This is a genomic window from Sulfurospirillum diekertiae (assembly GCF_002309535.1).
In the GTDB taxonomy this organism is placed as follows: domain Bacteria; phylum Campylobacterota; class Campylobacteria; order Campylobacterales; family Sulfurospirillaceae; genus Sulfurospirillum; species Sulfurospirillum diekertiae.
In genome coordinates, this window is the sequence record NZ_CP023275.1 from 2064174 (window position 1) to 2077695 (window position 13522).

12 protein-coding genes are annotated in these 13522 nt (G+C 37.6%); 9 read left to right on the top strand and 3 right to left on the bottom strand.

Features of this window, described 5'->3' with window-relative positions; translation table 11 throughout:
- The 9 genes from glmS to SJPD1_RS10625 all read left to right on the top strand — a co-directional run bounded on the left by glmS (position 1) and on the right by SJPD1_RS10625 (position 10277).
- A complete protein-coding gene (gene glmS / locus SJPD1_RS10585) occupies positions 1 to 1812 on the top strand; it encodes a glutamine--fructose-6-phosphate transaminase (isomerizing) (protein ID WP_096047135.1) in 1812 nt (603 codons plus the stop codon).
- A gap of 23 nt (positions 1813 to 1835) precedes the next feature.
- Positions 1836 to 3665 (top strand): GGDEF domain-containing protein, encoded by a 1830-nt coding sequence (locus tag SJPD1_RS10590; protein WP_096047136.1) that lies wholly within the window; start codon positions 1836 to 1838, stop codon positions 3663 to 3665.
- An 8-nt stretch (positions 3666 to 3673) separates the two neighbouring features.
- A complete protein-coding gene (locus SJPD1_RS10595; RefSeq protein WP_096047137.1) occupies positions 3674 to 4546 on the top strand; it encodes a radical SAM/SPASM domain-containing protein in 873 nt (290 codons plus the stop codon).
- Entirely contained in the window at positions 4546 to 4917 is a 372-nt protein-coding gene (locus SJPD1_RS10600) for an HIT family protein (protein WP_096047138.1), read from the top strand. Before SJPD1_RS10595 ends, SJPD1_RS10600 begins: the two co-directional genes overlap by 1 nt.
- Positions 4918 to 4996: 79 nt before the next feature.
- The gene (locus SJPD1_RS10605) at positions 4997 to 6313 is read left to right on the top strand and encodes a M99 family carboxypeptidase catalytic domain-containing protein (protein ID WP_096047139.1); all 1317 of its coding nucleotides are present in this window, start codon (positions 4997 to 4999) and stop codon (positions 6311 to 6313) included.
- Positions 6314 to 6490: 177 nt separating this feature from the next.
- Positions 6491 to 7720, top strand: a complete 1230-nt coding sequence (locus tag SJPD1_RS10610) for an EAL and HDOD domain-containing protein (protein ID WP_096047140.1) — start codon at positions 6491 to 6493, stop codon at positions 7718 to 7720.
- Between the two features lie 55 nt (positions 7721 to 7775).
- A complete protein-coding gene (locus tag SJPD1_RS10615; RefSeq protein ID WP_096047141.1) occupies positions 7776 to 7982 on the top strand; it encodes an Rdx family protein in 207 nt (68 codons plus the stop codon).
- Between the two features lie 43 nt (positions 7983 to 8025).
- On the top strand, positions 8026 to 9585 hold the full coding sequence (locus SJPD1_RS10620) for a potassium channel protein (RefSeq protein WP_096047142.1): 1560 nt from the start codon (positions 8026 to 8028) through the stop codon (positions 9583 to 9585).
- Complete coding sequence (locus SJPD1_RS10625) at positions 9582 to 10277, top strand: potassium channel family protein (protein WP_096047143.1); 696 nt, start codon at positions 9582 to 9584, stop codon at positions 10275 to 10277. The genes SJPD1_RS10620 and SJPD1_RS10625 overlap by 4 nt, the downstream gene beginning before the upstream one ends.
- Here the strand turns inward: SJPD1_RS10625 and SJPD1_RS10630 are convergent.
- The 3 genes from SJPD1_RS10630 to SJPD1_RS10640 are packed head-to-tail and all read right to left on the bottom strand — an operon-like array spanning position 10272 to position 13109.
- The gene (locus SJPD1_RS10630) at positions 10272 to 11183 is read right to left on the bottom strand and encodes an AEC family transporter (RefSeq protein ID WP_096047144.1); all 912 of its coding nucleotides are present in this window, start codon (positions 11181 to 11183) and stop codon (positions 10272 to 10274) included. The two genes, SJPD1_RS10625 and SJPD1_RS10630, sit on opposite strands and share 6 nt — an antisense overlap.
- Positions 11184 to 11185: 2 nt before the next feature.
- Positions 11186 to 11524: an SUI1 family translation initiation factor gene (locus tag SJPD1_RS10635; RefSeq protein ID WP_226372188.1), complete on the bottom strand. Its 339-nt coding sequence runs from the start codon at positions 11522 to 11524 to the stop codon at positions 11186 to 11188.
- Positions 11514 to 13109: an ABC-F family ATP-binding cassette domain-containing protein gene (locus tag SJPD1_RS10640; RefSeq protein ID WP_096047146.1), complete on the bottom strand. Its 1596-nt coding sequence runs from the start codon at positions 13107 to 13109 to the stop codon at positions 11514 to 11516. The genes SJPD1_RS10635 and SJPD1_RS10640 overlap by 11 nt, the downstream gene beginning before the upstream one ends.
- Between the last annotated feature and the right edge of the window lie 413 nt (positions 13110 to 13522).

Below are 13522 nucleotides of genomic sequence, written 5' to 3' on the forward strand. Positions count from 1 at the left end.
ATGTGTGGAATTGTTGGCTATATTGGAACAAAAGAAAAACGCAATTTTTTGCTAGGTGGTCTCAAAGAACTTGAATACAGAGGGTATGATTCAGCAGGAATTGCCGTCCTTAAAGAGGGCGAAATTACCGCGTTTAAAGCCACAGGAAAACTCACGAATCTTGCTCGCAAAGTGGAAAACTTTCACTCAGAAGGATTTGGTGTCAGCATCGGACATACGAGGTGGGCAACACATGGTAAGCCAACCGAAGCCAATGCACACCCTCACTGGGGAGAATTTTCGTACATCATTCATAACGGTATCATCGAAAACTACAAAGAGATCAAAGACGAGCTTTTAAAAGATGGTGTAAAATTTTTAAGTCAAACCGATACCGAAGTGGCGGTTCACCTATTTGAAAAGAACGTCAGAGAACTAAAAGATTGTTTTAAAGCATTTGAAAAAACGGTTGCTTCATTGCAGGGCGCTTATGCTATCTTGCTAATCAGTAAAAAAGCGCCCGATGTTATCTTCTTCGCCAAAAATGCCGTTCCTTTATTGCTCGGTAAAAGTACGAGTGGTGAAGTTTATTTTAGCTCTTCAGATGCACCCCTTATCGGACTTGTTCAAGAAGTTGTTTACCTTGAAGATGGCGAATATGGTTGGGCAAAAAATCAAGAAATCACCCTTTTGAACAATCATGTACCACAACATCTTGACTTTAAAACACTAACGCACGATAAACTCTCAGCCCAAAAAGATGGTTACCGCTACTTTATGGAAAAAGAGATTTACGAACAATCTTTAGTGGTGGGTGAAACATTAATGGGTCGCATCAAAGACAATTCGATTATCTTGGATGAACTCTCTAGTCTTGATCTTACCCATATTGATGCCATTAAAATCTGCGCCTGTGGTACCAGTTATCACGCGGCTCTAAGTGCGTGTTATATGTTTGAACGCTTGGCAAAAATTCGCTGTAATGTGGAAATTGCCAGTGAATTTCGCTATAAAGAACCACTTTTAGATACACGAACGCTTTTTATTGTTATTTCACAAAGCGGTGAAACGGCAGACACACTAGAAGCACTCAAGATGGCAAAACAGAGTGGTATGCGAACCCTCGCCATCTGTAATGTCGATAACTCTTCAATTGTGAGAACCGCCGATATGACCATTCTCACTCGCGCCGGTATCGAAAAGGGTGTTGCAAGCACAAAAGCATTTGCAACGCAGGTCATTACACTTTGGCTTTTGACTCTTTATGTGGGTGAGCACAAAAAAAGTATGGATGCTCTAACGTTGCAAAGCGAAATTGCAGCCTTACTTCGTGTCCCGCTCATTCTCAAAGTCAGTGAAACAACCCATGAAAAAATTCGCCGCCTCTCCAAACGTTATTTACACGGGCATGGCTTTTTCTTCATTGGTCGCGATATTTTCTATCCACTTGCACTTGAGGGCGCACTGAAACTCAAAGAGATCAGTTACCTTCATGCAGAAGGTTACCCCGCAGGAGAGATGAAACACGGTCCTATCGCACTTGCCGATAGTGAGCTTTTCACCATTGCGCTAATGCCCAAAAATCTCTTATACGATAAAATGAAAAGTAACGTTGAAGAGTTGAGCGCACGTGATTCTACCCTGTTGGTGATCAGTCCAGAACCATTTGAATTAGCCGATGATTTTATTAAAACGAAACCTCATACACATATGATGGGAGAATTTTTTGAGATGATGCTCATTACCCAACTCCTTGCTTTAGAGATTTCGATTCGCCTTGGAAACGATGTGGATATGCCTCGTAATCTTGCAAAAAGTGTGACCGTAGAATAATGAATGACATATAAGGAAGGGTGATGCAAAAAAAGCTTTCTTTGATTATTGTTGGAACGATTTTTATCTCATTTATGCTATTGATGGTTATATCAGCACTTTCTATCCGTAATTTAGGAATCAAGAATGCTGAAGAAAAAGCACAAATTATTGCCAATTTAGTGCAAGATGGACTGAGTGCTCATATGCTTAGCGGCACAATGGCTCAAAGAGAATTTTTTCTCAAAAAAATCAGTACGGCAAAAGGTGTCGATGCTCTCTGGGTCGTACGCAGTAACTCGGTCATCAATCAATTTGGCAAAGGGTTTAGCAACGAAGTAGCACGCGACAGTATTGATGAAGAAGCTTTAAACAGTGCTACAGTCCATAAGCAAATCATAGAAGACTCCGGCAATGTCAAATTACGCGTCACAACGCCTTATATCGCAACCGAGCATGGTACGCCCAACTGTATGCAATGCCACCAAACCAAAGAAGGAGAAGTGCTAGGCTCTATTAGTATCGTCTTTGATATTACCGAAGCACGTACAAATGGCATTTTGAATGCCTTGATGATTTTAGGCTTTTCGATTGTGATCATGCTGTTGGTCTTTTTGATCATCAACAGGTCTATGCGCCCTTTAATGGAAATTTTCCATTCCATTACGTTTGTTATGAACAAAGCACAAGAGGGTGAATACGTCAGGCGTGTACGCTGTTCAAGTCAAGAAAAAGAGTACCAAAATGTAAAATTTGGTATCAACTCTTTATTGGATAAACTGGAAGGGACACTTACGGATATTGAGATGACCGTCAAGAAATTTTTGGCACTCTCACCTAATCACCAACCCGATCTTTTATTAGAAACTCAAAGCATTGTCCATGAACTCTCAGACATCTATCAATTTAAACGTACGATCGAATTTGACGAAGATAAAGAACAGGTCTATCATCGTATCGGTTCTATTTTGCAACACGATATAGGACTGAAAGATTTTGTACTCATCGAATCAGGGAAAAATGACATTCACCCCAATATTGTCTTTGATGCTTCCTCTCAAAAGCGTTCGATTAATTTAAATTGTCGCGCATTGCGCACCAAACAGACCGTTACATCCGATCAATTTCGTGATATCTGTGGATTGTGCAACACCTCTGCATCCCACTTGTGTATTCCTTATTTGATTAGCAGTGATTTAGAATTGCTTTTAAGTATCTGGGAGCGAACGCCTGAAGAGCTGACCCACACTAAAACATTGCTTCCAAAAATACAAAATTACATTGATGCCGCACGTCCAGAATTGGTCAGTAAAAACTTGACGGAAATTTTAAAAGTCTCTTCTACTACCGATGCTTTGACAGAGCTTTATAACCGCAAATACCTTGATGAATACATCGAAAAAGCGCTTTCCCAAGCAAAACGCAATGGCATTATCTATGGTATTCTCATGATTGACATTGACTGGTTTAAGATGGTCAATGATACTTATGGACATGATATTGGAGATCGCGCTATAAAAGCCCTTTCACAAGCACTCAAAGCCAATATTCGTGAATCCGACACAGCTTTTCGCTTTGGTGGTGAAGAATTTTTGGTTTTACTGTATGAATGTGAAGATGCCATGGTCATGCAAATTGCAGAAAAGATACGCCTTGCCTTTGAGAAAATGCCTATTCAGTCCAATACAAGTGCTACATTTTACAAAACACTGAGTGTGGGGGCATCTATCTTTCCTAAAGATTCTGATTCACTCTGGAAGTGTATTAAATTTGCAGATATTGCGCTTTACAATGCAAAAGATAGTGGCCGCAATTGTTGTAAACGTTTTGATCCAAGTATGATTGAAACCAAAGAACTTAGAAACGACTTTTAAAGGTACGTATGAAATTTTACCGCGTCTATGTCGAGCTCACCAATATCTGTGGGCTCGCATGCAGTTTTTGCCCTCCTAAAACGCTTCCAACACACAGCATGTCACTTCCTTTTTTTGAACACGTGCTGGATGAATTAAAGCCTTACACCAAAGAGATAGCCTACCATATGGGCGGTGATGCACTCACGCTTTCCAATTTAGAAGCCTATTTAGATATGACATGTAAAAAGAATTTTAAAGTCATGCTGACAACCAGCGGCTATTATTTGAGTAAGCATAATCTTCAAACCCTTTTACATCCTGCCATCAAACAGATCAATATCTCGCTCAATAGTTACAATAAAAACAGTATGCCACTCTCTTTTGAAGCCTATATGGAACCTATTATCAAACTCTGTGCGCTTAAATTAGAGCATAGCCCAAACCTTTTCATCAATCTGCGTTTATGGAATAGGAACGAAACTCATAGTGAAGAAACATTTAATGAAAAGATATTTACCTACCTCGAAAAAGTCTTTCACACACCTTTACATGTAAAGACACTTTATGAGCAAAAACCTCGCTCCATCCGCTTAAGTGAAAAAATACGCCTTCACTTTGACGACTATTTTGAATGGCCTAGCCTTCAGTCTAACCACCAGAGTGATGGAACCTGCCAAGGGCTTCGTTCCCATTTTGGCATTCTCAGCAATGGGAAAGTCGTGCCGTGCTGTCTTGATAAGGACGGCGTCATGGAACTGGGAGATTTACATGTAAACGCACTGAGTGAGATTCTCAATACTCCACGCACCAAAGCGATTATTGAAGGGTTTAAACACGACAAAGCCGTAGAAAGTTTATGCCAAAAATGCACCTATAAAAACCGTTTTAAGGAAAACTAATGTCACAAAAACTTTACGAAAATGACTATTTTTATATCGAAAAAGAGAATGCCCTTATCCCTTGGGTTAAAATCTTTACCCAAAAACCCTACAAAGAGCTAAGCGATTGTGATCCAATGACTCAAGAAGTTCTCTTAAAAGCAATGCTCGTTGTGGAAGAGACCATGCGCTTTTATTACAATCCCAAAAAAATAAATATTGCGATGTTTGGTAACTATATTCCCCATCTGCACATACACGTTATGGCACGTTTTGAGGAAGATTCACACTTTCCTGAATCCATGTGGGGCATCAAACAACGTGAATCCAATCTTCATCTACCAAGTTTTGATAATTTTGTTACTATTTTGCACGATAAATTACGTAGTTGACCCCATTTTTGGGCATAGTTTAATCTCTCTTTTGGTAATCTTTAGGATAAATTTAGAAAATAATCATTAAAGATAACGAATGAAAAAAGTGGTTCTTAGTCTCTGTTTTGTACTCTCAACGTATGCGCTTAGCGCTAATTTACACTACTCCCTCATCAAAAAAGAGAGTGGTAAAGAAGGAAGCACCCTTCTCATTGTAGGCGGAATTCATGGCGATGAACCTGGAGGCTACTTTGCACCGATGCTTCTGTCCAGATATTATAAAATAGAAAGCGGCACTCTTTGGATCGTTCCAAACCTTAACTTTGATAGTATTGTCAAAAACTCTCGTGGTATCAACGGCGATATGAACCGTAAATTTGCCAAAATTGAAACCAAAGACAAAGATTTTGACACAGTTACAGAGATCAAAAAGCTTATTTTAAACCCTAAAGTAGATTTGACCTTAAACCTACACGATGGACAAGGTTTTTACCGCGAACATCAAATTGATAAGAACTTCAACCCAAAAGCATGGGGACAAGCAACCATTATTGATCAACAACAAATCCCCAATGCAAAGTATGGCAATCTTGCAGATATCGCAACCAAAGTGAACCAAGAGACAAATGTTGGACTCATCGAAGATGTGCATGAATTTAATGTCAAAAACACCAATACCAAAACGCAAGACAAGGCGATGCAACAAAGCCTAACGTACTTTTCTATCACCAATAACAAGCCAGCTTTTGCGATTGAAACCAGTAAAAATATTACGAACCTTTCACAAAAAGTTTTTTATCAACTCAAAACGATTGAAAAATTTATGAATGTCATGAACATCAAATATTCACGCTCATTTGATCTGACAGAAGAAAACATCAAGAAACTTCTTCATGATGAGGGAATTATAGAGATTCCTCCAACCAAAATCATGTTAGATCTCTCCACACTTAAACCTTATATCAAATTTTTCCCTATGAATAAAGACAAACTTGTCTATACAAGCAATAACCCACTAATAGCGGTTATCAAAGAAAAAGATGAATACAAGATCATGAATGGCAATATGCTGGTTTCAACACTTAAACCTGATTTTATTGAATTTGAACACTCTTTAAATGACGTTAGTTTGATTATTGATGGCAAAAAAACAACAGCTAAAATTGGCTCTTTGATTAGCGCTAAAAACAGTTTCCAAGTCGACCCCATTAACGGATATCGTATTAACATCATCGGTTTTTCAAAACCGGGCGTTGTGAGCGAAGGCGGTATCAAGGTTGAACCAAAAGATTTTATCAAAACGTATGCGATTGATAAAGATGAAACCACTTACATGGTACACTATTACAAAGATAAAAAGTTTTGTGGTATGGTGAATATCAAATTCGAAGATGAGAAAAAAAGTAAGAAATAACGTTTCCTCTCAATGAGAAAAATCTCCCAGCTCGAATGAGCAAGCCTTGTGACACTCTCGTGGGAAAGTAAACCATCATTGTCCACAATGGTGGTAGATGCAAACACATTGACACTGTCATGTGTTATTCTAAAATGAGTTCATCAAAGAACTTTCTTAAAGATTAAGGAGCATTGTGTGAGCACTTACGTGGGTAGACAACCTATTTTTGATAAAGAAGGTGTGTGCTTTGGGTATGAGCTCTTGTACCGTTCATGTGATCAGAATAATATAGCGACGTTTCAAGATAGCGCTAAAGCAACAGCACGTGTAATGGTCAACATGGTTCACAATATTGGTCTTGCGCCTATTATTGGACAAAAAGTAGGTTATATCAATGTTGATGAGACGATGCTCTTTAGTGATGCTATTTTACTTCTCCCTAAAGAACATTTTGGCTTTGAGATTCTAGAACATACACAAGTCTCCCCAGCCTTATTTGAACGTGTGAAGCATTTGAATAGCCTTGGGTATCGTTTTTCGCTAGATGATTTTGATTGCAGCGATGCCATGATCAACGCTTATAAGCCACTTTTCCCTTATATTGAAATCATCAAAGTCGATATCCAAGCGATTGGTCTTCCCAATCTTAAAGCCTCTATTGATAAACTTAAAACACACATTCCTCTCCTTGCAGAAAAAATAGAAACGCATGAAGAGTATGAAGCCTGCCGAAAACTTAACTTTCATTTGTTTCAAGGGTATTTTTTTGAGAAACCTGTTATTTTAAGCGGCAAACAAATTGAGCCGCTAACCGCCAATGCCTTAAGATTGATGAACTGTATTCAAGGGAATAATGATGTTGCTTACATCACAGAAAAGTTTGAAACATGTCCTGATCTTGTGTATAACCTTTTACGTCATGTCAATTCGGGTGCTTATCATTTCAAAAATAAAATTACATCCATTAAACAGATGATCTTACTTTTAGGACCTCAAAAAATTCTTTCATGGTTAGGACTTTTTTTATACGGTGCACCCCAAAATCACCCCTTTGGAATAGAAATTTTCAACAATGCAAAATTTAGAGCTAAAGCGATGGAAGAACTTGCCATTACCTGTAAAAAAGCCGAACTTGCAAACAAAGCTTTTTTAACGGGGAGTCTTTCATTGATTGATACGTATTTGAATATTTCCATGCTAGAATTTCTCAACCATGTCAATCTTGATGATGAAATTAAAACAGCCCTTCTCTTTCATGAGGGATTTTTAGGTGAACTACTGTTTATCGCAACGGAAATGAACCATTCAAGTGATACGGATGCGACTATTTCTGCACTTAAACATTACCCTTGTTTTAAGACAGATCAATTGTATAATGCTTGCACCAATGCAACTCTTTTTGTCGAAAATACAGAACACGAATAAAACATAAGGAATGAATATGAATATTGTCATCTACTACTGTACACGCTGAGGATATATGCCAAGAGCTTTCCGTGTGAAAGATGAAATTTTAAGTGCCTATCCAAATGCCAAAACAACCCTTTCCCCAAAAACAGGCGGATTTTTCGATGTTGTCGTTGACGACATTGTTATTTTTTCCAAAACGGAAAAAATTGGTACACCCATAGAGCGCTTTCCTGAAGTGGGAGAGATAGTTTCACTGCTTCAAAAAGCAGGTTATTAGCCTTTACATGTAAAGGCATTGATACTTTTTTTAAAGGTTTTAAATGGGCTATATTACGACCCTTTTTGTTCGATTTGCCTATTTTTTAGATGCATCCATACGCTACCATCGTGCAAAAGAATTTTGCAGGACACTTTTGGAGTCACAACACTCTAAACTCAAATTTTACTTTGATATTTTCATGGTTTTACTGGTTGTTTTCAGTGTTCTTTTCCTTCTGTATGAGGTAAAACATCCTGATGGACTACCCTATTTAGATGCTTTTGTACAATTTTCTTTAATTGTTTTTGTCATCGAATATCTTCTACGCTTTTGGATCTATTCAGATAGTCATAAGCTCTTTTTAGAGGCATATGATCATGCAACCAACAATGACATCCCTTTCTCTCTAAGACGTGCACTTTTTATCATCATTAAGAAAAAACTAGACTATATTTTTTCACCTCTTGCGATTATTGATCTTTTAGCGATTTTACCAAGCTATCGCCCTCTTCGTTTTTTAAGAATTTTTCTTCTTTTTAGAATTTTTAAGCTCTTTCGTTATGCCAGAAGTATGAAAACATTTACGGAGATCATTACTGAAAAAAAGTTTGAACTCTTTACCTTAGCGATCTTTGCAAGCTTTGTTATCTTTACGGGAAGCTCTGCTATTTATATTTTTGAGACACATCAAAATCCAAAAATCAACACCCTTTTTGATGCTATTTATTGGGCAATCGTAACCATGGGTACGGTTGGATATGGTGATATTGTTCCTGTCACGACAGAAGGTATGGTTGTTTCCATGCTTCTTATTATCTTTGGTGTTGCGATTATTGCATTTTTGACGTCTATTATCGTTTCATCATTTCAAAGTAAGCTTATTGAGCTGAAAGAGAGCCGTACCTTTGCCGATGTCGATAAATTGGAAAACTACATTGTTATCTGCGGATACGGACGTGTGGGAGAAGTGGTCGCCAAAATGCTCCACGAAGATGGCTACAATCTAGTCATTATCGACAATGATCCATCCAAAATTAAATTGGCACAACAAAGAGGACTTATTGGCATTGTTGCAGATGCCTCTAAAAGTAAAATACTCGGTGCTCTAGGTGTTGGTAAGCGGGCAGCACAAATCATTTGCGCAACCAATAGCGATGAACTGAATGTCTTTATCACCCTCACCGCGCGAAGCCTCAGTAAACAGATTATTATCATCGCGCGAGTCATTAAAAATACCCATAAGAAGAAATACTTTTTAGCAGGTGCCAATTATGCTTTTGGTGCCGATGAAACCATAGGATTAATGGGAGCGCAATATATTGATCAGCCGATCTCTTATGCAGCCCTTGAAGAGATGCTCACAGAGAATACTGGCGTTATTTTTGATATCATCACCATTCATGAACATTCTTGCTTTACCAATAAAACGATTGAAGTACTCTCACTTCATGAAAAAAGGCTACTTCTTTTTGGTATTTTACGTAAAGATGAGAGCGTCCCTTTTCATTTTAATCCATCGAACGATTTTGTACTTAAAGATCATGACATGCTCATCATCATGGGAAGAAAACACCACATCAATATCCTACGCAAACTCAATGATAAAAGGAGCGTTCTATGAATGATAGTAAAATTCTCCTTTTTGGTTTTACACGTTCCGCTATCGAGATAGGAACAAGGCTTAAAGCACAAGGTTATACTTTTACCTATATTGACAACGATCCAACATTGTTGCCAAGGGCAAAAAAACTTGGATGCAATCTTTTAATACTCGACTACAGCGATGATGAAACACTTGTAACTCTGGGTATTGGAGAAGATGTCAAATTCGTCTTTACCCTTTTTGAAGAAGACGTTCAAAATGTTTTTTTAACACTTTCAATTCGCTCCCTTGATCCAAAAGTTGAAATTATTGCAACAACTCACACTAAAGATGCCATTCATAAACTTGAAATTGCAGGAGCAAGTACCGTTTTAGATCCCTATCAAATGTGCGGTAAAAGAATCTATAAACTGATTACCCAACCTGAAGTTATGCAGGTGCTTGATGAAACTATTTTTGGAACAGAAGACATTAATATGGAGCAGATTACTATTACGGCTCACTCTACTTTAAACGGTATCATGCTCAAAGAGTGCTATCCAACACAGAAGTACAACATGCTTTTAGTGGGAATTCATGATAAAGAGCTCAAAAAAGAGTTTATTTTTATCACGGAAGGACACGACCATAAACTTGATTCTGGTGATATTTTAGTTGTTATCGGACAGAGTGCTGAGATTGAGCGCTTTAAGATGGATTATCAGCTATAAGAGCGGAACGATTAAAAACAGTGTTCCAACACACGCTAGTGTTTCAAGTGTGGTGATAGACGCCATCAATGAAACATCTCCGCCAAGCTCTCGTGCTAATATATGTGCTGAAGTCGCTGTTGGCATCGAAGCAAAGATAACAGTGATACATAAACTCATTCCTACCAGTCCCATTAATTGGGCTAGCCCATAGGCGATCATGGGGAAAATGACCAATTTGGCAACACTTGAAACCACTAACTCTTTTTTAGCATGTTTCAAATATTTAAGTTCTAACCCTACACCAACGGACAACAATCCCATGGGCAAGGCTGCATGACTGACAATAGCAATACTTTTTAAAATAAAAACAGGGAGAGGAATACCAAAAGCATTGATGGCACCACCAATCACACAAGCACCAATTAAAGGATTTTTAACGATTGTTTTAAAAAATGAGCTTAGAGAAAATTTGCCATCGCGCGTATAAATTGCAAAAACAGAGATACATAAGATATTGAGAAATGGAATGGCAAAGGCAATTACAATTGCAGCTAAAACCAATCCTTCTCCACCATAAACAGCATTGACCAAAGCTAAAAAAACATAAGTATTAAAACGAATGCCCCCTTGAACAATGGACGTAAATGCCCTATTTTCAAAATGTAAAATCAAATTCAGCAAAACTAAAATGATTAAAATAATAAAAATCCCAAAGAGGGAAGCCAAGACAAGATTGACGGTATAGGTTAAATCAATTTTAGCAACGGCCAACTCGTATACCAACAAGCAAGGCATGAGAACATAATAAGTAAATTTATCCATCTTTGGCCAGAAATCCGTTGATGGAAATTTTGCATGCTTAAATGCATACCCAATAAAAATAATTAAACAAATAGGGAGAAGTGCATTCAGTACATAGTTCATTATTATCCCTTAAATCGAAATCCTTCATTCACTAAAAAGCCTTTGAGTTTTTCACGACATTCGCCTTGAAATTCCATCCATTCTTCTTTACATGTACCGCCACTGCCCAGCTTTTTTTTAAGCAAAGAGCAGAGTTTGGTCAAATCTTCTTTTTCAAGAAAAAAAGGACCAACCATCGAAACAGGCTTACCTTGACGCTTTTCCATCTTTAACACTAAAAAATGTTTCGAAGGAAGTTTGATTTCTGTTGACTTTAAGGAAGTTTTTTCTTCCTCAAAATGCCATCCATCCTCTTTATCGAGCGCAGAGCCAATACTAAAAAGTAACTTTTTATCTGCCATATGTCTCTCTAAAGGCTTCATAATCACCTTTAAAATCAATCACTGCTCCATCCGGATGCAGTTCAATAATACGTGTTGCAAACGCATCAATGAGCTCTCTATCGTGAGTAACACAGATAACATTTCCAGGGAATTTAAAGAGCCCTTCTCCTAACGCAATAATAGCCTCGAGATCAAGGTGATTATCGGGTTCATCAAGGACTAAGAAATTGCCCTTTTGAAGCATCATTTTAGAGAGCATCATGCGATGTTTTTCACCACCACTCAGCTGTGAAACACTTTTCTTTTGTTCTTCACCAGAGAAAAGCATACGTCCTAGGCATTTTCTAATCTCATCAAGATCTTTTTTCTCATCATACTGTTGTAGCCACTCAAAGAGTTGAAAATCACCCGTAATGATATCGGTTGTATTTTGAGGAAAGTAACTTGGAATAATCGTTGCGCCCCATTTGATTGTGCCAGCATCTGATTCTAATTGTTCCATAATGATGTTACAAAGTGTTGTTTTACCCACACCATTGTGTCCAATCAATGCTATTTTTTCGCCTTTCTCAACTTTGAAACTCATGCTATGAATGACTTTTTGATCGCCATAGCTTTTTTCAATCCCTTCAACTTCAAGGACTTCGTTACCGATGTCGCGTCCCATACGGAAAACAATACTTGGATCACGGCGTGAAGATGTTTGAATGTCAGCGATATCAAGTTTTTCAAGTCTTTTTTGACGGGAAGTAGCTTGTTTTGCTTTAGAAGCATTGGCCGAGAAACGTCTAACAAACGCCTCAAGTTCTTCTTTCTCTTTCAGTTTTTTATCTCTATCCACTTCTTGTTGCTTGGCAATTAAGTTTGCTGCCATGTACCATTCATCATAATTGCCCGTAAATTCGCGGATTTTTTTAAAATCCACATCTAAAATATTGGTAACAACAGAGTTAAGGAAGTGTCTATCATGGGAGATAACCACCATCGTACCCTCATGGCGTAGCAATTGCTCTTCTAACCATGAAATCGCTTCAAGATCCAGGTTATTGGTAGGCTCATCCAAGAAGAGAACGTCAGGTTTAGGATAAAGCACTTGGGCGAGCAAAATCTTAAATTTATCACCACCGGTAAGTTCACTCATTAATGTCTCTTGCGCATCAACAGGAAAGCCAAGAGAGCCTAGAATTTTCTCAATATTCACTTCTACTTCATAAGTTGGGTCTTCTTCTGCACAGATAATCTCAAGCTCGGCTAAACGGTCATTTACTTTATCGTCTGCAAAATCACCGGTAGCATACAAGTGCTCTTTTTCTTTAATCGCATCAAACAAACGCTTGTTGCCATACATAACCGCATCTTTAAGGGTAAACTCTTCGAAAGCATATTGATTTTGATTTAAAACACCGACTCTTAGGCCATTTTCAATTGAAATATTGCCACTGGTTGCTTCGATTTGTCTTGACAAAATTTTTAAAAAGGTTGTTTTCCCAGCGCCATTGGCACCGATAAGGCCGTAGCGTTTACCTTTGTCAAGTTTTAAATTGATATTTTCAAATAAAAGCTGATGCGCAAAACGCATCGTTAAATTGTTCACTTCTACCATAGATGACTCTTTCTTTTTTTCGCGGATTATAACACCCTATAGCTTGTTTCCACATTTATCTCTTACGATGATTCTATTGTATCAAGCTAATTTGAGTTCAAATTACGCAGAATACGAGACAATTGATTCATGATAAAGACACTTCTCGTTTTAAACTATTTGTTAAATTTTTTATATGAAAAGAGAAATGATGCTTTTAAGAATGCTGAATTTTCTATTACACTATTCAATTAAAAATCCTTAATATAGGTTCATTAAAATAAATAATACTTATATAATGAAATAAAACTTTTAGAAGGACAAGAGCATCATTAGTCGAGAGTGAAAGTTGAAATATAAAGCAAAATATAAATTTTTATATTAAGCTATATTCATGCTATAAAGTTAATATATAATTTTGGCATGAAAAGAGT

Bases quoted from the DNA above. Each gene is read 5' to 3' on its own strand.
- glmS (WP_096047135.1), top strand. From the start codon at position 1: ATGTGTGGAATTGTTGGCTATATTGGAACAAAAGAAAAACGCAATTTT.
- SJPD1_RS10640 (WP_096047146.1), bottom strand. From the start codon at position 13,109: ATGGTAGAAGTGAACAATTTAACGATGCGTTTTGCGCATCAGCTTTTA.
- SJPD1_RS10635 (WP_226372188.1), bottom strand. From the start codon at position 11,524: ATGGCAGATAAAAAGTTACTTTTTAGTATTGGCTCTGCGCTCGATAAA.
- SJPD1_RS10590 (WP_096047136.1), top strand. From the start codon at position 1,836: ATGCAAAAAAAGCTTTCTTTGATTATTGTTGGAACGATTTTTATCTCA.
- SJPD1_RS10600 (WP_096047138.1), top strand. From the start codon at position 4,546: ATGTCACAAAAACTTTACGAAAATGACTATTTTTATATCGAAAAAGAG.
- SJPD1_RS10630 (WP_096047144.1), bottom strand. From the start codon at position 11,183: ATGAACTATGTACTGAATGCACTTCTCCCTATTTGTTTAATTATTTTT.
- SJPD1_RS10605 (WP_096047139.1), top strand. From the start codon at position 4,997: ATGAAAAAAGTGGTTCTTAGTCTCTGTTTTGTACTCTCAACGTATGCG.
- SJPD1_RS10620 (WP_096047142.1), top strand. From the start codon at position 8,026: ATGGGCTATATTACGACCCTTTTTGTTCGATTTGCCTATTTTTTAGAT.
- SJPD1_RS10625 (WP_096047143.1), top strand. From the start codon at position 9,582: ATGAATGATAGTAAAATTCTCCTTTTTGGTTTTACACGTTCCGCTATC.
- SJPD1_RS10615 (WP_096047141.1), top strand. From the start codon at position 7,776: ATGCCAAGAGCTTTCCGTGTGAAAGATGAAATTTTAAGTGCCTATCCA.
- SJPD1_RS10595 (WP_096047137.1), top strand. From the start codon at position 3,674: ATGAAATTTTACCGCGTCTATGTCGAGCTCACCAATATCTGTGGGCTC.